The 16,952-nt window shown below is 64.6% G+C and carries 18 protein-coding genes; 7 read left to right on the top strand and 11 right to left on the bottom strand.

Annotated elements, in window-relative coordinates:
• Positions 1 to 57 precede the first annotated feature (57 nt).
• Both C7G61_RS31550 and C7G61_RS31545 read left to right on the top strand, forming a co-directional pair.
• Positions 58 to 498 (top strand): MarR family winged helix-turn-helix transcriptional regulator, encoded by a 441-nt coding sequence (locus C7G61_RS31550; protein WP_108521256.1) that lies wholly within the window; start codon positions 58 to 60, stop codon positions 496 to 498.
• A gap of 69 nt (positions 499 to 567) precedes the next feature.
• Positions 568 to 1,263, top strand: coding sequence for a hypothetical protein (locus C7G61_RS31545; protein ID WP_108521254.1), 696 nt, complete (start codon positions 568 to 570; stop codon positions 1,261 to 1,263).
• 438 nt (positions 1,264 to 1,701) lie between these two features.
• Here the strand turns inward: C7G61_RS31545 and C7G61_RS31540 are convergent, their stop codons facing one another.
• Positions 1,702 to 2,406 (bottom strand): DJ-1/PfpI family protein, encoded by a 705-nt coding sequence (locus tag C7G61_RS31540; protein ID WP_108521252.1) that lies wholly within the window; start codon positions 2,404 to 2,406, stop codon positions 1,702 to 1,704.
• Between the two features lie 128 nt (positions 2,407 to 2,534).
• Between C7G61_RS31540 and C7G61_RS31535 the strand changes: the two genes are divergently transcribed.
• Positions 2,535 to 3,473, top strand: coding sequence for a GlxA family transcriptional regulator (locus C7G61_RS31535; RefSeq protein ID WP_108521250.1), 939 nt, complete (start codon positions 2,535 to 2,537; stop codon positions 3,471 to 3,473).
• A gap of 16 nt (positions 3,474 to 3,489) precedes the next feature.
• Here C7G61_RS31535 and C7G61_RS31530 read toward each other — a convergent pair whose 3' ends face one another.
• From C7G61_RS31530 to C7G61_RS31510, 5 genes are all read right to left on the bottom strand, one after another.
• Complete coding sequence (locus tag C7G61_RS31530) at positions 3,490 to 4,002, bottom strand: hypothetical protein (RefSeq protein ID WP_108521247.1); 513 nt, start codon at positions 4,000 to 4,002, stop codon at positions 3,490 to 3,492.
• Between the two features lie 166 nt (positions 4,003 to 4,168).
• Positions 4,169 to 5,068: a coiled-coil domain-containing protein gene (locus tag C7G61_RS31525; RefSeq protein ID WP_108521245.1), complete on the bottom strand. Its 900-nt coding sequence runs from the start codon at positions 5,066 to 5,068 to the stop codon at positions 4,169 to 4,171.
• Between the two features lie 174 nt (positions 5,069 to 5,242).
• Positions 5,243 to 6,463, bottom strand: a complete 1,221-nt coding sequence (locus C7G61_RS31520; protein WP_108521304.1) for a citrate transporter — start codon at positions 6,461 to 6,463, stop codon at positions 5,243 to 5,245.
• Between the two features lie 61 nt (positions 6,464 to 6,524).
• Complete coding sequence (locus C7G61_RS31515; RefSeq protein ID WP_108521243.1) at positions 6,525 to 7,472, bottom strand: alpha/beta hydrolase; 948 nt, start codon at positions 7,470 to 7,472, stop codon at positions 6,525 to 6,527.
• Positions 7,473 to 7,586: 114 nt separating this feature from the next.
• On the bottom strand, positions 7,587 to 8,366 hold the full coding sequence (locus C7G61_RS31510; RefSeq protein ID WP_108521240.1) for an SDR family NAD(P)-dependent oxidoreductase: 780 nt from the start codon (positions 8,364 to 8,366) through the stop codon (positions 7,587 to 7,589).
• A 306-nt stretch (positions 8,367 to 8,672) separates the two neighbouring features.
• Here C7G61_RS31510 and C7G61_RS31505 point away from each other — a divergent pair, with 306 nt between their 5' ends.
• Positions 8,673 to 9,662: a DUF2155 domain-containing protein gene (locus tag C7G61_RS31505; protein WP_108521301.1), complete on the top strand. Its 990-nt coding sequence runs from the start codon at positions 8,673 to 8,675 to the stop codon at positions 9,660 to 9,662.
• A 43-nt stretch (positions 9,663 to 9,705) separates the two neighbouring features.
• Here C7G61_RS31505 and C7G61_RS31500 read toward each other — a convergent pair whose 3' ends face one another.
• Positions 9,706 to 10,665 carry a LysR family transcriptional regulator gene (locus C7G61_RS31500; RefSeq protein WP_108521238.1) on the bottom strand — a complete coding sequence of 320 codons (960 nt, stop codon included), beginning with the start codon at positions 10,663 to 10,665 and terminating at the stop codon, positions 9,706 to 9,708.
• A gap of 103 nt (positions 10,666 to 10,768) precedes the next feature.
• On the opposite strand from C7G61_RS31500, the gene C7G61_RS31495 reads away from it, so the two are divergent.
• Together C7G61_RS31495 and C7G61_RS31490 are read left to right on the top strand one after the other, a co-directional pair.
• A complete protein-coding gene (locus tag C7G61_RS31495; protein WP_108521236.1) occupies positions 10,769 to 11,950 on the top strand; it encodes an MFS transporter in 1,182 nt (393 codons plus the stop codon).
• A gap of 28 nt (positions 11,951 to 11,978) precedes the next feature.
• Entirely contained in the window at positions 11,979 to 13,013 is a 1,035-nt protein-coding gene (locus tag C7G61_RS31490; RefSeq protein WP_108521234.1) for an aldo/keto reductase, read from the top strand.
• Between the two features lie 46 nt (positions 13,014 to 13,059).
• On the opposite strand, the gene aat is transcribed toward C7G61_RS31490, so the two are convergent.
• On the bottom strand, positions 13,060 to 13,740 hold the full coding sequence (gene aat, locus C7G61_RS31485) for a leucyl/phenylalanyl-tRNA--protein transferase (RefSeq protein WP_108521232.1): 681 nt from the start codon (positions 13,738 to 13,740) through the stop codon (positions 13,060 to 13,062).
• 134 nt (positions 13,741 to 13,874) lie between these two features.
• Between aat and C7G61_RS31480 the strand changes: the two genes are divergently transcribed.
• Positions 13,875 to 14,816 (top strand): AEC family transporter, encoded by a 942-nt coding sequence (locus C7G61_RS31480; protein WP_108521229.1) that lies wholly within the window; start codon positions 13,875 to 13,877, stop codon positions 14,814 to 14,816.
• A 21-nt stretch (positions 14,817 to 14,837) separates the two neighbouring features.
• Here C7G61_RS31480 and C7G61_RS31475 read toward each other — a convergent pair whose 3' ends face one another.
• Genes C7G61_RS31475 through hpaH form a run of 3 tightly spaced genes read right to left on the bottom strand, consistent with a single transcriptional unit; the run spans position 14,838 to position 16,950 of the window.
• Positions 14,838 to 15,713: an amidohydrolase family protein gene (locus C7G61_RS31475; protein WP_108521227.1), complete on the bottom strand. Its 876-nt coding sequence runs from the start codon at positions 15,711 to 15,713 to the stop codon at positions 14,838 to 14,840.
• 24 nt (positions 15,714 to 15,737) lie between these two features.
• Positions 15,738 to 16,118: a RidA family protein gene (locus C7G61_RS31470; RefSeq protein WP_108521225.1), complete on the bottom strand. Its 381-nt coding sequence runs from the start codon at positions 16,116 to 16,118 to the stop codon at positions 15,738 to 15,740.
• 28 nt (positions 16,119 to 16,146) lie between these two features.
• A complete protein-coding gene (gene hpaH, locus C7G61_RS31465; protein ID WP_108521223.1) occupies positions 16,147 to 16,950 on the bottom strand; it encodes a 2-oxo-hept-4-ene-1,7-dioate hydratase in 804 nt (267 codons plus the stop codon).
• Positions 16,951 to 16,952: the final 2 nt, after the last annotated feature.

Raw genomic sequence — 16,952 nt, 5'->3', positions numbered from 1 at the left:
CCCGCCGCTACCACCAGGTGTCTTGCTGGGCATTATAGGTGTATATACACTTATGGGATGAAACAACCGTCCGATCACAACACCGACTACATGGCCGCAGCCGGCTGCTTCTGCCTCGCGTCGCGACAGGCCGCGCGGAAGATCACCCGGCTGTACGATTCCCATATGCAGGGTTCTGGCGTCCGCATCACGCAGTTCACCATCCTGTCGCAATTGATGCTCCGCGGCGAAATGCCGATTGGCAAGCTGGCGGGTCTGCTTGGGATGGAGCGCACCACGCTGAGCCGCAACCTGACCCTGCTGGAGGGCAAGGGTTGGATTTCGATCAGCGCCGGCGAGGATCCGCGCGCGCGCATGATTGCCATTACCGCGCAGGGACGCGGCCTCGTTCGTCGCGGATTTCCCCACTGGTCGAAAGCGCAGGCGCATATCGGCAAGCTGCTCGGCGCCGACGGCCAGGCGGCGCTGAAGCTTTTGGGTTCCCGGAATTTGGGGTGAGACGAACCAGACACCTGGTCGGCATTTCATTCGTCTCAATAGGTGTAAGTACACATAAGGAGATGTATCATGCTGGACTTCATTGGAACCATCGTTCTCGTTGCCGCGATCATCGTCAGCGTCAATGCGCTCACCGGCGCGATGCCGATCAGCGCATCGCAGCTCATTGCCCTTTCGGTCGGCGCCGGTCTGTGGACGGGCCTGGCTGCCGCACTGGCCGCCGCGAACCTGTTCCTTGGCACAAATCCGATAGGGCCGCCGGTGATCGGTACGATGATCGCGCTTCCGCTGGTCGCGACGGCCGTTGCGGCGTCGATCTCGCCGTCGGTGCGCGCTTCGCTGCTCGGAATGCCGATGCCCTTCCTGATCGCTCTGAACCTCTGGCGGCTGGCGGGAGGATTTTTCCTCCTCCTCGCGGCCGAAGGCCGGCTTGGCGGACCGTTTCCAACGTCGGCGGGCTGGGGCGATGTCATCACCGGCGTATTGGCTTTGCCGGTGGCCTGGCTCGCGCTGCGCGGACAAGCTAGTCCGCTGGTCTGGGCATGGAATACATTCGGCATGCTCGATCTCGTGGCCGCGCTTGCACTCGGAATTATCTCCGCGAATGGCTCGCCGCTGCAGATCATTCACGCCGGGCAAGGCTCGGAAGCGGTGCAAGTGCTACCATGGTCGCTGATTCCGACCGTGCTGGTGCCAATGTATCTGATTGTGCACGGCATCATCTTTGCGAAGCTGGCGCAGGGCAGCCAGCGCGCGCCGGGCTGAAGCTCTGCGCCGCACTGCACGCGTTCCTATTTTGCACAAGCCTCGCCTGTGGATAACGGGATCAGCGGGTACAACCAACGCGACCGTCTTGCCCTCTCCGCGAGCTTGCTGCTCAATAGGGACATCTTACGGAGATGGGAAACCATCGCGTCGGTGTCGGGCTCCAGTTCGCGACTGTCCCGGCTAGCAGCGGCCACCGAGTAGGACACGGCCGGGAGATAGGCCCCTGGTGCAGAGGTTCTGAAATCGCCCGCTAATGTGTGGCTGCCGTAGGACAGGAAAGGTCGTCTGGGAAACCAGGCGGCCTTTTTCTGTGTTCGCGCGATATCGTGTGTTGTTTTTCATCGTCCGCCTTGTGCGCGATTGCGCACTGGGGCGGACGATCCAGTACGCCGTGATCTCTCGGCTCCAGCCGCCTTCACGGGCATGACGGCAGAGCTACGCCAGCCGCGCGGCGGCGCGGTCGATCATTTCACCACGGCGGATCTGCGCCGGTGCAATCCTGTCTTTCATGAAGGCGAGGACTTCCGGCGGCGCGGTGTCGGGCGAGCCGGAATTGAACGGCGGCGCAGGATTGTATTCGAGCCGGAGCTGGATCGTCTCCGCGGTCCGCCTGTCGTGCAGCAGCGAGACCAGCGTCAGCGCGAAGTCGATGCCTGCGGTAACGCCGCCGCCGGTGACGCGATTGCGATCGACGCAGACCCGCGTCTTGGTCGGGATCGCGCCGAACGCCGACAGGAAATCCATCGCCGTCCAGTGCGTCGCCGCGCGATAACCCTTGAGAAGGCCGGCGGCGCCGAGCACCAGTGAACCCGTGCAGACCGAGGTGATGTATTTGGCGCCGGGCGCCTGCTTGCGCAGGAAGGCCAGCATCTCGTCGTCGTTGATCATGTCGTCGGTGCCGAACCCGCCGGGCACGCAGATGACGTCGAGTTGCGGGCAGTCCGCAAAGGTCGTGGTCGGCGTCAGCATCAGCACGGAATCGCTGGTGACCGGCTCGATCCGCTTCCAGACCAGATGAACTTGTGCGCCGGGCAGGCTGGAGAACACCTGCAACGGCCCGGTGAAGTCGAGCTGGGTGACCTTGGGGAACAGCACGAGACCGATCTGAAGCGGCGTGGGCGTGGGAGACGGCGCGGACATCGTGACCTCCGGAAAGTTTGGCTTGACGCAAAATTGGCTTGACGGAAGGCATCCTGACATGGTCGCTTCGTGTCCGAAATGGCATTTTTCCCTCATTTCAGGACATTAGCCAAAAAGCGGGCTGCAGGATGATCGGCGTTCTCGTATTTCCGGATTTCCAGTTGCTCGACGCCGCCGGTCCGATTTCGGTGTTCGAGATCGGAGCGCGCTACGCCGAAAACGCCGCTTCGATCAGGGTTGTGGCCGTGACGCCGGGACCGGTGCGCTCGTCCTCCGGCGTCGAGATGCTCGCGCGCGGGCTAAGGCCGTCGGGCGCGATCACCACCCTGATCATCGCGGGGGGCGAGGGCGTGCGGCAGGCGGCGACCTGCGAGAAGACGCTCGGCTTCGTGCGCGCGATTGCCAAACGTGGCGTCCGCATCGCCAGCGTCTGCTCCGGCGCCTATATCCTCGCCGAGGCCGGCCTGCTCGATGGCCGCCGCGCCACCACGCATTGGCAGCGCACGCCGCATTTTCTCAAAACCTATCCGCAGGTGAAGCTCGAGCCGGACCGCATCTTCGTCCGCGACGGCGACATCTGGACGTCGGCCGGGATATCGGCCGGCATCGATCTGTCGCTGGCGATGATCGCGGAAGATTACGGCGACGAGATCGCGCAGAAGACCGCGAAGCAACTGGTGCTCTATCACCGTCGTAGCGGCGGCCAGTCGCAATTCTCCTCGCTGCTGGAATTGAAGGCACCGAACGGCCGGTTCGGACCGCTATTGGCCTGGGCGCGCGAGCATCTCGATGCGCCGCTCACGGTCGAGGATCTTGCCGAACAGGCCGGCATGAGTTCGCGGCATTTCACCCGCGCTTTCATGGCGGAGACCGGCACCACGCCGTCAAAGGCGGTGGAGCGGCTGCGCATCGAGGTGGCACGGCAACGCGTGCAATCGTCCAGCGAGGCGATCGAGCGGGTTGCCGAAGTCACGGGCTTTCGCGATCCCGAGCGGATGCGCCGCGCCTTCATCCGCGCCTTCGGCCAGCCCCCGCAATCGCTGCGCCGCGCGGCCCGGGCGGGATAGGGGCATTGGAGAAACGCTATCTCCGGAAATCCACCCGGCCTTGCGTAAAGTAACCGTCTATTCTCTGATCGCTCACCATCAGGCCGACCCAGGGGACCGTGATCTCCGGGTTGTTCAGGTTGATATATTTCCCGACCAGCCGGCGCGGACCTTCGCGCCTGGCCTCGATCAGGCCCCTGCGCTTACCGGAATCCCAATCGAATAGCAGGTACACGCGGTCCCCGACGATTCTTGCTTCGCCCTGGCCCGGCTTCCATTTATCGGGGGCATCGCCCGGTATGGTGGGGTCCGCTGCACCCTTCCAGCGGCTCGACCACTCGCCTTCGATCGTGCCGCGCGGGTCGCTCGTATTTCCAGCGCTCCATGGCTTTGCATTTTCGTCGGCGGCGGATTCTTCCGGTACCGTGTTGCGGGCAAACTGCGTCACGTCATCGTCGTTGGGGTTTGGAACGTCCATGACGCCGAATGGATTTCGGATTGCCGGATCGTTTTCGGATACGACGTTTCGGTTTGCGCTTTCGGATTTCATCGGTGCCTCCAACTGCCATGGCCGTGCTTCGCTCCGAGCGGCACGGCCTGCTTCAGGGGCGTTGGATCGCAGGATGGAGGCGCGGCGGCCACCCGATTTCCGGGGGAACCTTGTTGGCTATGTCTGATGTCTCCGGCGCGCGATGATCCGGCGCCGTTCGCCTGGCTCACGCAACATCGGCTTGCGCGCTCGGCGTCTCCTCCGCGAGCAAGGCATCGAGATCGACGAGCTGCGGATCGTCATTCTCGGGTTCGCCGTTGAGTCCCGCGCTGCCATGAAGATGCATCAGGGTCTGCACGCGGCGGGCGTTGAGATGGTCCACATGCTGATGCTGCAGGGCTACCGGCAGCAGCGCCTTGGGCAGCCCGACCAGCGCAAAGGCCGGAACCTTGCGCACCTCGTCGCCCTCGCGCCAAAGCAGGGGATGGAGGGTGTAAATCAGTTGCCGATCGATCTCCGCCGATGGCGGTTGCTCCGCCTCTGATAGCGTGATGCTGGCGAGGTTGGCGTTACCCGCGCGTGTGCGTACGGCTGCGGATCGCAGCTCCCAACATATCAAGTCTGCCGCCGCAAGAACCTCGCGGCGAACGGCATCCACGTTGCTCGAGAACCTGGTCGCTTCCGGTATCGACATCGCGCTTTTCGTGACGGCCTCGACCAGCGCGGTGGCGCCGCCGTCAAATCCCGGCGCGGCCCGCTCTATCGCCGCAGCCATCGCCTCGATCTGATCCGCCAGCCCATCGCGGTCGCGCTGGGCCTTGGCGTCCGCCAGTGCGCGTTCGGCTGAAGCGACCTGGTCGTCGAATTCCAGCAGTTCGGCACGCATCGTCTTGGTGCGGTCCTCGACCGCGCGCATGGCAGCTTCGGCGCGATCGAGCCGGGCATTGGCAGCACCGGCTACCGCCAGCCGTTCGGCGGCGGTGCGTTTTTCTGCAAGTTCCGACTCGGCGACGCTCAGCCGCTCGGCCAGCTTCTGCCGCGCCGCCAACTTTTCCTTCAGCGCGTTCTCAAAGCGCTCGATCGGGCCGAGCTCGCGCATAAAAAGCTCGCGCTTAAAAAATGCCATGGCAATACCCCCGCGCATCACGATCGTCCGCCGAATCAGCGGGCCGATTCGCTACATGTAAAAACTAGCCTGAAACTTGGATGACATTGCGGCTTTAATCTGTTTGGCGAAACCGGGCAGTGGATGATGGCCGGCGAGGGGCCGGTCATCAACGTCGCTGTGCATGGAACGCGGCTAAAGCGGCTTGTCAGGGTGCCAGCCGAGTACCGCCAGCATCACGAAAAATCCGACGACATAGGCCAAGGCCACCGGCCAGCCCTGGCTGATCCAGCGGCCGACGGATTTGGCTTCCGGATACATGTTCGACAAAGCGACGCCCGCCGACGAGCCGAACCAGATCATCGATCCGCCGAAGCCGACGGCATAGGCCAGATAGCCCCAGTCGTAGCCGCCTTGTTTCAGCGCAAGCGCGGTGAGGGGAATGTTGTCGAACACGGCGGAGACGAAGCCTAAGCCCAGCGCCGTCGGCCATGACGCGGCCGGCAGTTTCTCGACCGGCATCAACGAGGCCGCGGTGACCAATGCCAGAAGAAAGATCGTGCCCTTGAAGGTTTCGGGCATCACCTTCCAGTCCGGCGTGCGCAATCCGGCCGTCAGCAGAATGACGACCCAGACGGCGATGCCGAGAACCGGGACAGCATCGAGCAGGGCAGGGAACTTCAAATTGGCGGTGATGTTCGCGGCCAGTGCGGCGATCAGAATGGCGGCGACGATGAAGACCCGCGTCGGGTCGATCTTCAGCCCCTTCGACGCATCCTTCTGGATCGGCGAGTAGCGCTGTTGCTGAATGGAAGCGGGCACCGCGAAGATCAGCATCGCAACGATGGCCGCGACATAGGCCTCCACCACGGCGAGCGGACTGACGCCCGCGATCCACATCATGGTGGTGGTGGTGTCGCCGACGACGCTGCCGGCGCCGCCGGCATTCGAGGCCGCGACGATCGCCGCGAGATAGCCGATGTGAACCTTGCCCTGGAACACGTGCCGCGCAACGGTGCCGCCGATCAAGGCGGCGGCGATATTGTCGAGGAAGCTCGACAGCACGAACACCAGGACGAGCAGCACGACGCCGCCCTTCCAGTCGTCCGGCAGCAGCGCCGGCATCTCATCCGGAATGCGGCTTTCCTCGAAATGCCGGGACAGCAGCGCAAACCCCATCAGCAGCAGGAACAGATTGCCGAGCGTGACCCATTCATGCGCCATGTGGTGGCCGAGGCCGCCGATGCCAGTGCCGTATTTGAACCCGGTGAAGATCAGCTTGTAGACCACGATTGCGCTGAGCCCGGTCAGCGCGACGGGGAGGGTGTGATGATGAAACAGCGCGACCCCGAGCAGCGTCAGCGCGAACAGGATGAAGTCGACGGGTATCCCGAATACAAGGATGGGTTCGATCACAACGGCCTCGGATGAGGGCAAAGGAAATTCACGGGGTTCAGCGCGCAATCTGTAATGTGCATTATTTCAGCGTCTTGAGCCAATCGGCGATTTCGCTGACCGCGACGTTGGCCTGCTGCAAGAGCTTGCCCATGGTGAAGAAGCCGTGGAACTGGCCGGGGAAGTGCCGGTAGGTCATGGGCACGCCGGCTTCCTTGAGCCGCGCGGCATATTCGGCGCCCTCATCACGCAGCGGATCGGCGCCGGCGGTCAGCACATAGGCCGGCGGCAAGCCTGCGAGCGTTTTCGCGCGCGCGGGCGAGGCCTTCCAATGATCGATGTCGGCGGCGCCGTTCAGATAATGGTTGCAGAACCATTTGATCACGGAGTGCGTCAGCAAAATGCTGGTCTCGGGTTCGCTGTGCGAGGGATGGCTCATCGCAAAATCGGTGGCGGGATAGATCAGCACCTGCCCGGCGAGTTTTGGGCCGTCGCCGTCGCGCGCGGCCAAGGCCACGACGGCTGCAAGATTGCCGCCGGCACTGTCGCCGCCGACCAGCAATTGCGCGGCGTCGATGCCGAGCTGTCTGGCGTTGTCCGCAACCCATTTCGTTGCCGTGATCGCGTCATCGGCGGCGGCCGGGAATTTGTGTTCGGGCGCGAGGCGGTAATCGACGGAGATGACGATCAACTCGCCTTCATGGGCGAGCATGCGGCACACCACGTCATGAGAGTCGAGATTGCCGATCACCCAGCCGCCGCCATGGAAGAAGACGAGGCATGGCGCGAGACCGTTGGTCTTGCGCAGCGTCTTCGGTGTGTAGATGCGGGCCGGGAGCGCGCCATGCGGTGCCGGGATCGACAGCGGTTTGTCCGATTCCAGTTCAGGCGGTTCGGGATTACTGACGAAGCGGGCGTTCAGATAGTACTCGCGCGCTTCCGGTGCGGTCAGCGTTTCATAGGCGGGACGGCCAGCTTCCTGAAAAGCCTTGTAGACGGCGGCGGCATCGGGATCGAGCGTGACGGGCATGGTGGCGACCTTTGGTTCTCTGTTTCGTCATTCCGGGGCGGTCCGAAAGGACCGAACCCGGAATCTCGAGATTCCGGGTTCGATGCTTCGCATCGCCCCGGAATGACAGTTGCGCTACGCGGCGGTACGGCCGCCGTCGACGGTATAGGCGGAGCCGGAAACGTAGCTCGCCTCGTCGGAGGCCAGGAACGCCACGACGGAGGCGACTTCGGATGCCTGTCCGAGCCGCCGCGCCGGAATCCGGTCGACGATCTTCTCGGTCGGCGGCGGTTCATTGCCGGGATTGCGGCCCTGCAGGATGGTGCTCAGCATCCGGCTGTCGATCAGGCCGGGGCAGACACAATTGACCCGCACGCCGGTACCGGTGCATTCCCAGGCGGCGCTCTTGGTCAGCCCGATCACCGCATGCTTGCTGGCGCTGTAGACGGCGATCATTGGCGATCCGATCAGGCCGGCGATCGAGGCGGTGTTGATGATGCTGCCCTTGTTCTGTTTCAGCATCACCGGCAACACATGCTTCATGCCGAGAAAGACGCCGACGACGTTGACGTCGAGCACGCGCCGAAAACTCTCCAGCGAATATTCCGGGATCGGCTTGACGTCGCCCTCGACGCCGGCGTTGTTGTAGAACGCGTCGATCGCGCCGAACCTGTCGACGGTGGCGCGGACATAGTCCGCGACCTCGTCCTCCCTTGTGACATCAGCCGTCACCGCGAGCGCTTCGGCGGAGGCGGGCAGATCCTTGATGGCGGCCGCAAGATCCTGCTCCTTGCGGTCGACGGCGACGATGCGGGCACCGCGATCGGCCAGGAGGCGGATGGTTGCGGTTCCAATGACGCCGGCGGCGCCGGTCACGACGGCCACCCGGCCATCGAGACGAATTCGATCGGGCATATCCTGGGGTTTCCTCTCGCTCCTCCGGTTATCCCGGATTTTGGTGGTTATCGCGCCGGGAGTGGGCACCCTCGCGCGAACGGAAGTGACTATTTCATCTGAAACGGGGCGTGACTAGATCGTGGGGCCACGATCGAGATCATGGCGCGACCATCGAAAGCCGGGTTGTGGGCCAGGATCGAGTGCGGCGGGAAGGGGGCAAGCCGCCCTTTCCGCGCCGTATTCGCCGTGTTAACCGGGTGGGACGCGAGCGGCGGATAAGTCTGTACTATGTCGCGAGCCCGATTCGCCTGTAAAAGCCGCGAGATGCTTCGAACCATTGCCCTGACCGGTCTTGCGGCGCTGATCGCCGCCACCATGACTTCGCTTGTGCCGCCGGCGCAGGCGCAGATCGGCAATATCTTTTCCGATCCGCCGCTGCGGCCGCCGGGCGCCATTCCCCGCGGCAATCAGCAGCAGCAACAATTTCCCGACGACGACGAGGAAGTGCCGGAACTGCCGCGCGGCCGGCTGCTGCCGACCCCGAACCGTCCGCCGCCGGGGCAGGGCGCTCCGCCGCCGGGAAGCTTCCAGTCGCAGCCGCTGGCGCCGCCGCCGGGAACGACCGTCGCTCCCCAGGGCACGCAACCGGGTGTTGCGGTTCAGCCCCCGCAGCCGGGCCAGCCGGGCGTCGCCACCGCGCCGCCAGGCCAGCGCCAGCCGCCAGCCAAAGGCGTGCCGCAATCGCCGGCGACGCTACAGCCGGGAGATGAGGTCGTGTCCGAGCCGCCGGCCACCAAGATCACCAACAAGAAGGCGAGCTTCTCCGGCCTCGACAAGATCACCGGCCGCATCATCAATTTCGAGGAGGATATCGGCGAGACCGTGCAGTTCGGCGCGCTGCGCGTGAAGACCAGTGCCTGCTACACGCGGCCGTCGACGGAAGCTGCCAACACCGACGCCTTTGTCGAGGTCGACGAGATCACGCTGCAGGGCGAGGTGAAGCGGATCTTCTCGGGCTGGATGTACGCTGCAAGCCCCGGCCTGCATGGCGTCGAGCACCCGGTCTACGACATCTGGCTGACCGACTGCAAAGGTCCCGACCAGACCATCGTCAGCGCACAGCCCGATCCGGCGAAGACAGTCGCGCCGCCGGCCGGGCAGAAGCGTCCGCCGCAGCCGAAGCAGGCGGCGCCGCGTCCACCGGGACTACCGCCGCAGCCGCAATTCCAGCAGCAGCCGCAGCAGGCTCCGCCGCCGCCACCCCCGCCGCAGCAGCGGCCGGGTGGACTGTTTGGCGGATTGTTCGGGAATTAGGACGTCCGCGCCTCGGCGTCGGCATGTTGTATGCCCCAAATACTCAGCATTCACCGTGTAGCCGCCACTTGCCGTCGGCGGTGCGCCTTACAGTAAGATCGCCCATGCGGATGTGCGTCGCGAGGAAATCGATGAAGCTGCGCACGCGCGTCGGCAGCGGCCCGGCGTGGCCGACGTAGATCGCATGGATGTCTTCGCGGTCCCCCGGATTGTAGTTCTGCAGCACCGGAACCAGGCGCCCGGCCTCGATGTCCGGACCGACGTGGAATAGAGCCAGGCGCGCGCAGCCGACTCCGCCGAGCGCGAGCCGGCGGACCGCTTCGCCGTCGCTGGCGCGTGCTGCTGGCGGCGGCAGCACCTCCTCGATCCGCTCGCCGCGACGGAACGGCCAACCGCGAATGCTGCGCGGAAAAGTCCAGCCGATGCCGCGATGGCTGGCGAGTTCAGCCGGGGTCTTCGGCTCGCCGAAACGGGCAAGATAAGTCGGCGCGGCCACCACCGCCATGCGGCTGGTCCCGAGCTTGCGCGCGACGAGGCGCGAAGCCCCCAGCGGCCCGACGCGAATCGCCACGTCGGCACGCTCCTGCATCAGGTCGATGACCGTATCAGTGAGAACGACGTCGAGCGTGATATCAGGATGCTCGGCGAGGAAGCGCGGCAGCAGCGGCATCACGTGCTGCATGCCGAAGGGTATGTTGCTATTCACCATCAGATGCCCGCGCGGCGCTGCACCGGAGCCGGCCTCGCGCTCCGCCTCCTCGATTTCGCCGAGGATGCGCAACGAGCGCTGATAGAAGGCTTGGCCTTCCTCGGTCAGTTGAAGCTTGCGCGTGGTCCGGTTCACAAGTCGCGTGCCGAGCCGGGCCTCCAGGCGGGATACCAGCTTGCTCACGCCGGATGGGGTCATGCGAAGGCTTTTTGCCGCCGCGGTGAACCCGCCGAGGTCGACGACCCGGACGAAGACCTCCATCTCGGCGGAACGATTGGTATCGAGCCGGCTCATGTTGAATTCGTGTCACAAATGATTGGACTGCCGGCATCCTAATTCTTCCGCCGCGCTTCCGCTATTTGCGTTGCAGCAACCCTGTCCTGATCCGGAGCAACGCATGCCTGCCGCCGTCCTTGCGCTGACCGCCGGTGCCTTTGGCATCGGCACCACTGAATTCCTCATCATGGGCCTCTTGCTGCAGGTCGCCGCCGATATGCAGGTCTCGGTCTCCGCGACGGGCCTGCTGATCTCCGGCTATGCGCTCGGGGTGTTCGTCGGCGCGCCGATCCTGACGCTGGCGACGCGGCGGATGCCGCGCAAGGCGGTGCTGCTTGCTCTGATGGCGATCTTTACCTTCGGCAACGCCGCCTGCGCGCTGGCGCCGGACTACGGGCTGTTGATGGCGGCGCGGATCCTCACTTCTCTCGCCCATGGGACGTTCTTCGGCGTCGGTTCGGTGGTGGCTACGAGCCTCGTCGCCGAGGACAAGCGTGCTTCCGCGATTTCCACCATGTTCATCGGGCTGACGGTGGCTACTCTGCTCGGCGTTCCCTTCGGCGCGTGGTTCGGCCTGATGCTGGGATGGCGCGCCGCGTTCTGGGCGGTGACCGCGATCGGTGTGGTCGCCTTCGCCGTGCTGGTCATTCTCGTTCCCGGCAATGTGGGCGGCAATCAGAAAGTAACTTCGCTCCGCGAGGAACTGGCGGTGGTCGGCCGTCCGCAAGTCCTGCTCGGCCTCGCCATGACCGTGTTCGGCTTTGCCGGCCTGTTCGTGGTCTTTACCTATGTCCAGCCTATCCTGACGCGGCTGACCGGCTTCTCTGAAGCGGCGGTCTCGCCGATCCTTCTCGTGTTCGGGGTCGGCCTGTCGATCGGCAATGTTGCGGGTGGGCGGCTCGCGGACCGCGGTCTCGGACGCGCCCTGATCGGCACACTTGCGGCGCTTGCGCTCGTGCTCGTCGCGCTTGCGGCGGTGCTGTCGATCAAAGGCCTCGCCGTTGCGTTTATCTTCCTGCTCGGCGCCGCCGCTTTCGCCACTGTGGCGCCGCTGCAGCTTCGCGTGCTCGAAGCGGCCGGCACGGAGGGGCGCACGCTCGCGTCCAGCCTCAACATCGCGGCCTTCAATCTCGGCAATGCGCTCGGCGCCTGGGCCGGCGGGCTAACGATCGATCACGGCCTGGGTCTGGCCGCGCTTCCACTCGTCGCGGCGGCGATCACCGCGGCGGGGCTCCTGCTGGCGCTATGGAGTGTGCGTCTCGACCGGCCGGTATCTTCCGCTGCGGCGTGCCCGGCGGAATGAAGCAAAAGCATCAAAAGGGAGCACGACAATGCAATATCGCAACCTGGGTGCCTCAGGCCTGAAGGTTCCCGTTCTCAGTTTCGGTACTGGCACGTTCGGCGGAGAGGGGCCGCTGTTCTCGGCTTGGGGCCGGAGCGGCGCCGAGGAAGCGAGGCGGCTGGTCGACATCTGCCTCGAAGCCGGCGTCAATCTGTTCGACACCGCCGATGTCTATTCGAACGGCGCGTCGGAAGCGATTCTCGGCGCCGCGATCAAAGGCCGCCGCGACAGGGTGCTGATCTCTACCAAGACCAGCCTGCCGATGGGTGACGGTCCATTCGACGCGGGCTCATCGCGGCATCGCCTCGTTTTGGCGGTGGACGCCGCCTTGCGGCGGCTCGGGACCGACTACATTGACTTGCTGCAGCTCCACGCCTTCGATGCCTTCACGCCGATCGAGGAAGTGCTGTCGACGCTCGATGGGCTCGTCCGTGACGGCAAGCTGCGCTATGTCGGCGCCTCCAATTTCTCGGGCTGGCAATTGATGAAGTCGCTCGCCATTGCCGAGCGTCACGGTTGGCCGCGCCATGTGGCGCACCAGGTCTATTATTCGCTCGTCGGCCGCGACTACGAGTGGGAGCAAATGCCGCTCGGCCTCGATCAGGGCGTTGGTGCGCTGGTCTGGAGCCCGCTGGGTTGGGGACGTCTCACCGGCAGGATAAGACGCGGCCAGCCGCTGCCGGCGGGCAGTCGCCTGCGCGAGACGGCGCAGTTCGGTCCGCCCGTCGACGAGGAGCGGCTCTATCGCATCGTCGACGTCCTGGATGCGGTCGCGACCGAGACCGGTCGCACCGTGCCGCAGGTCGCCATCGCATGGCTGCTCACCCGCCCAAGCGTGGCGTCCGTGATCATCGGCGCGCGTGACGAAGCGCAGCTCCGCGACAATCTCGGCGCCATTGGCTGGTCGCTGACCGCCGAGCAGATCGCGCTCCTCGACAAGGCGAGCGCGGTGATGCCCTGCTATCCCTATTATCCTTATCGTGTCCAGGAAGGCTTTGCGCGATTGAACCCGCCGCCGGTTTGAGCCGATCGGAAGCGGACGCCACCGCGCCTCGGTGTTTTGCAAGACATCAATTGCGTTCGGCAATGATCGCGAGCGCTTCCGCGCCGCTGACCGGCTGGCCGGCGGCCAAATTCAGGAAATCCGCAGGCTCGCCCGCAATCGCCTTGTCGAGCAACATGCGATAGCGGCGCCTTGGAATTTCGACCGCGCCGAAGCTGCGCAGGTGTTCGGTCACATATTGCGTGTCGAGCAGCTCGAATCCGCCAGCGATCAACCGCGCCACCAGATGCACCAGCGCCACTTTCGATGCGTCGCGGGTGCGATGGAACATGCTCTCCCCAAAGAACGCCCGCCCGAGGCTGACACCGTAGAGGCCGCCGACGAGGTCGCCGTTCTGCCAGACCTCGACGCTGTGGCAGTGCCCGAGCTCGTGGAGCCCGACATAGAGATCGCGGATGCGCTTGTTGATCCAGGTGTCGTCGCGGCCCGGCTGCGGCGCCGCGCAGCCCGCAATGACCGCCTTGAAGGCGGTATCGACGGTAACGCTGAAGGCGTCCGAGCGCACGGTGCGGGCAAGCCGCGAGGCGATGCGGAAGCCCTCGAGCGGGATCACGCCGCGCATTTCCGGCTCGACCCAGAACAGCGTCGGATCACCGGCGCTCTCGGCCATCGGAAAGATGCCGCAGGCATAGGCCCGCAGCAGCACTTCGGGCGTGATTTCGGAAACGGCTGACTCGCGCGATGTCATGGGCTGATGATAGCAGGACGGAGGGGGCCTATGCTACGTTCCGCAAACAATCAGTGCGCAGCCGTAGCCGCACAATGCGAGACGGATGACGGTAAGGCAATCCGCCCGGCCGAATTTCCGCAGATGAGTGCAGCATGAGCGCAGTGTTGATCGTCGTTCCGGTGTTCGCGTTGATCGCGGCCGGCTATGCGGCGGTAGCGCTGCGCTTCATCTCGCCTACGGCGCACAAGGGCATTTCCGAGTTCGCCTTCAGCATCGCCATTCCCGCGCTCTTGTTCCGGATCGTGGTCGTCGCGGAATTTCCCGCCGTCAACGCCTTCGCGGTGTGGGGCGCCTATTATGGCGCAACCGCGGCTATATGGATCGTCGCGCTGCTGGCGTCATCCGTTCTTCGGCAATCCCGGGCCGACGGCGTGGTGCTTGCGATCGGCGCGGTCTACGGCAACGTCGTGATGCTCGGCCTTCCCCTGACGCTGTCGGCGCTGGGAAGTCAGGCGGCCGGCTCGATGGCGTTGATCCTGTCGGTCAACACGCCGCTGCTTTGGCTTTGCGGCACGCTGCAGATGGCATGGGCCGAGCGGAAGTCTTCCGAGTCAGCGCCGCTGCTGGTGCTGCGGGCCGTGCGCGAGATCGCGCGCAATCCGATCATGCTCGCGCTCGGCTTCGGCTTTCTCTGGCGCCTGACCGGATTGGGGCTGCATCCCGTTGCGGACAGGACGTTGGAACTGCTGGCGCAGGCGGGTTCGCCCACGGCCCTGATCGCGCTCGGCATCAATCTGTTCGGATTCAGGATCAAGGGCCAGGCGGTCGCGATGGCCGTGATGTGCGCGCTCAAACTGCTGGCGATGCCGGCCATTGCCGCGATCCTCGCGTTCTACGTCCTCGCACTGCCGCCGATTTCTGCGGCTGTGGTTGTCCTGTTTGCCGCGATGCCGACCGGCGCCAATGCCTACCTCTTCTCGGCCCAGTACGGACGGCTGAGCGAGGCCGTCTCGGGCGCGGTGGCGCTCGGCACGGTCCTGGCCGCCGTGACGTTGCCCGTCATCGTGGCGTTCGTGACGGTCGCGCTGCGCTAGGCGCTCGACAACGGTCGCATCCTAGTCCTCGAAGCCGAACAGCTTTGCCGGATTGGTCACCAGGATCTTCCGTAGCTCGGCCTCGTCGGGCGCGTAGCGATAGAGCAGCTCGAGCAGGTCGGCGTCGTTGGGCGGCTGCACCACCGAAACCGGATGCGGCCAGTCGCTGGCCCATACGCAGCGGTCGGGGGCGGCTTCGATATAGGCGCGCGCGATCGGAATGACGTCGTCCCAGGGCGGGCCGTTTTTCGACGTCTTCTCCCCGAGCGACAGCATCACCCAGAAATTGCCCTTCGACAGCAGCTCCAGCATCTTTTGCAAATTCGGATCTTCCTTGCCGCGCACAGGGTCAGGGCGGGCCATGTGGTCGATCAGCACTGGTACGTCGAGGTTTTCGTATTTGGCGGCGCTGGAAATGATGCCGTCCTTTTCAGGCTGGATTTTTGCGTACCAGCCGAGCTCGCGAATTTTCGCGATCGCGCGGGCAAAATCCTTGTCCGAGAGCACCGCACCCAGTTCCTGTCGGAAACTGAAGCGGGCGCCGCGCACGCCGGCATCATGCAGTTTGGCGAGATAGGCATCGTCGGCTTCGGCAAACACCAACGCGTTGGCGCAAGCGCGATAGTTCGGTCCCATCGCCGCGAGGGCGTCGAGCACCACGGAATGATCGGCGCCATAGGTCGTGGTCTGCACGATGATGCCGCGCTCGATGCCGAGCGCCTTGTGGACGCGAAGCGCGGCTTCCCAGGTCGCGGTCGGCATCTGGTAGGCGGCGCCCGGCCGCACCGGATATTTGTCCAGCGGACCCAGCACGTGAAACTGGCTGTCGATGCTCTTCGACGGCGGCAGTTTTGAGGGACGGCGCGGGTTCGGATCGAAGGGGAGATAGGTCGGCATGTCAGGTTCCTTGACTGGTCGCGGTCAGCCGATCACGGCGGTGAAATCGCATTGCACGAGCGCGCCGTTCTCCATGTCCATCTGCAGCGCATGGCGGGCGGGGCGCGAATGCTCGTCGGGAAACATTTTCAGCCATTCGGTATTTACGGGCGCGCGCTGCGTGCGGTCTTGCAGCCATACGGTCATTTTGATGATGTCGTCCGTGGTCCCGCCGCCGGCTTCCACGATGGCCTTCATGTGGCCGAACATGTTGGCGCACTGGTCTTCGATCTTGTCCGGCATCTTGCCGGCGGCGTCGCGGCCGAGAATGACGCCGGACATCAGGAGATTGCCGATGCGGCAGGCGTTTGGAATTGGATTGGCGTGCTTGAATTCGCCGATATGAATGCTCTTGCGCCGTGTCATCGGTTCTCTCCCTGGGACGCTTTCTTGTTCAGACGAACTGGCAGGACACCGATCCGAACTGGCCGTAATCGGCATGAAACGTGTCGCCCCTGATAATTTCGACCGGGCGCGTAAACGATCCCGCCAGCACCACTTCGCCGGCTTCGAGATACTCGCCCTGAGCCGCCAGCCGGTCGGCAAGCCAGGCCACGCCGTTGGCGGGATGATTGAGAACGCCGGCGGCGATGCCGGTCTCCTCGATCTGGCCGTTGCGAAACAACAGCGCGCCGATCCAGCGCAGGTCGAAATCGAGCGGCCGAATGGGCCGGCCGCCGACGACCAGCGCTGCATTCGCGGCATTGTCGGAAATCGTGTCCATCACCTTGCGCGGCGCTTTCGTCTCGGGATCGACGCGATGCATCCGGGTTTCCAGGATTTCGAGGGCCGGCGTGACGTAGTCGGTGGCGTTGAGCACGTCGAACAGCGTGCAGTCCGGGCCCTTCAACGGCGTCTTCAGTACGAACGCCAGTTCGACCTCGATGCGCGGCGCGCGAAAGCGGTCGAACGGGATCGGCGATGCATCCGGATAAAACATGTCGGCGAACAGAACGCCGTAGTCCGGCTCGGAAATGCCGACGGCGTTCTGCATCGCTTTCGATGTCAGGCCGATCTTGTGCCCCCTGACGACGCGACCGCGGGAGAGCTGCAGTTTCGTCCATGCGCGCTGGATGGCGTAAGCATCCTCGATCGTGAGATCAGGATATTCGCGCGTGAACGCAGGTATCAGCGACTTGCTGCGTTCGGCCTCGTCCAGGCGCTGCGCCAGCCGTTCGACGGTTTGTTGATCGAGCATCG

Origin of the sequence: Bradyrhizobium algeriense (assembly GCF_003062295.1) — a bacterium.
GTDB lineage: Bacteria > Pseudomonadota > Alphaproteobacteria > Rhizobiales > Xanthobacteraceae > Bradyrhizobium > Bradyrhizobium algeriense.
The sequence above is the reverse complement of the archived record's forward strand: the minus strand, read 5'-3'. Positions and strand labels throughout refer to the sequence as shown.

What these genes read in the sequence shown, in the direction of transcription:
- C7G61_RS31550 (WP_108521256.1), top strand. Translation starts at nt 58, where the DNA reads ATGAAACAACCGTCCGATCACAACACCGACTACATGGCCGCAGCCGGC.
- C7G61_RS31545 (WP_108521254.1), top strand. Translation starts at nt 568, where the DNA reads ATGCTGGACTTCATTGGAACCATCGTTCTCGTTGCCGCGATCATCGTC.
- C7G61_RS31540 (WP_108521252.1), bottom strand. Translation starts at nt 2,406, where the DNA reads ATGTCCGCGCCGTCTCCCACGCCCACGCCGCTTCAGATCGGTCTCGTG.
- C7G61_RS31535 (WP_108521250.1), top strand. Translation starts at nt 2,535, where the DNA reads ATGATCGGCGTTCTCGTATTTCCGGATTTCCAGTTGCTCGACGCCGCC.
- C7G61_RS31530 (WP_108521247.1), bottom strand. Translation starts at nt 4,002, where the DNA reads ATGAAATCCGAAAGCGCAAACCGAAACGTCGTATCCGAAAACGATCCG.
- C7G61_RS31525 (WP_108521245.1), bottom strand. Translation starts at nt 5,068, where the DNA reads ATGGCATTTTTTAAGCGCGAGCTTTTTATGCGCGAGCTCGGCCCGATC.
- C7G61_RS31515 (WP_108521243.1), bottom strand. Translation starts at nt 7,472, where the DNA reads ATGCCCGTCACGCTCGATCCCGATGCCGCCGCCGTCTACAAGGCTTTT.
- C7G61_RS31510 (WP_108521240.1), bottom strand. Translation starts at nt 8,366, where the DNA reads ATGCCCGATCGAATTCGTCTCGATGGCCGGGTGGCCGTCGTGACCGGC.
- C7G61_RS31505 (WP_108521301.1), top strand. Translation starts at nt 8,673, where the DNA reads ATGCTTCGAACCATTGCCCTGACCGGTCTTGCGGCGCTGATCGCCGCC.
- C7G61_RS31500 (WP_108521238.1), bottom strand. Translation starts at nt 10,665, where the DNA reads ATGAGCCGGCTCGATACCAATCGTTCCGCCGAGATGGAGGTCTTCGTC.
- C7G61_RS31495 (WP_108521236.1), top strand. Translation starts at nt 10,769, where the DNA reads ATGCCTGCCGCCGTCCTTGCGCTGACCGCCGGTGCCTTTGGCATCGGC.
- C7G61_RS31490 (WP_108521234.1), top strand. Translation starts at nt 11,979, where the DNA reads ATGCAATATCGCAACCTGGGTGCCTCAGGCCTGAAGGTTCCCGTTCTC.
- aat (WP_108521232.1), bottom strand. Translation starts at nt 13,740, where the DNA reads ATGACATCGCGCGAGTCAGCCGTTTCCGAAATCACGCCCGAAGTGCTG.
- C7G61_RS31480 (WP_108521229.1), top strand. Translation starts at nt 13,875, where the DNA reads ATGAGCGCAGTGTTGATCGTCGTTCCGGTGTTCGCGTTGATCGCGGCC.
- C7G61_RS31475 (WP_108521227.1), bottom strand. Translation starts at nt 15,713, where the DNA reads ATGCCGACCTATCTCCCCTTCGATCCGAACCCGCGCCGTCCCTCAAAA.
- C7G61_RS31470 (WP_108521225.1), bottom strand. Translation starts at nt 16,118, where the DNA reads ATGACACGGCGCAAGAGCATTCATATCGGCGAATTCAAGCACGCCAAT.
- hpaH (WP_108521223.1), bottom strand. Translation starts at nt 16,950, where the DNA reads ATGCTCGATCAACAAACCGTCGAACGGCTGGCGCAGCGCCTGGACGAG.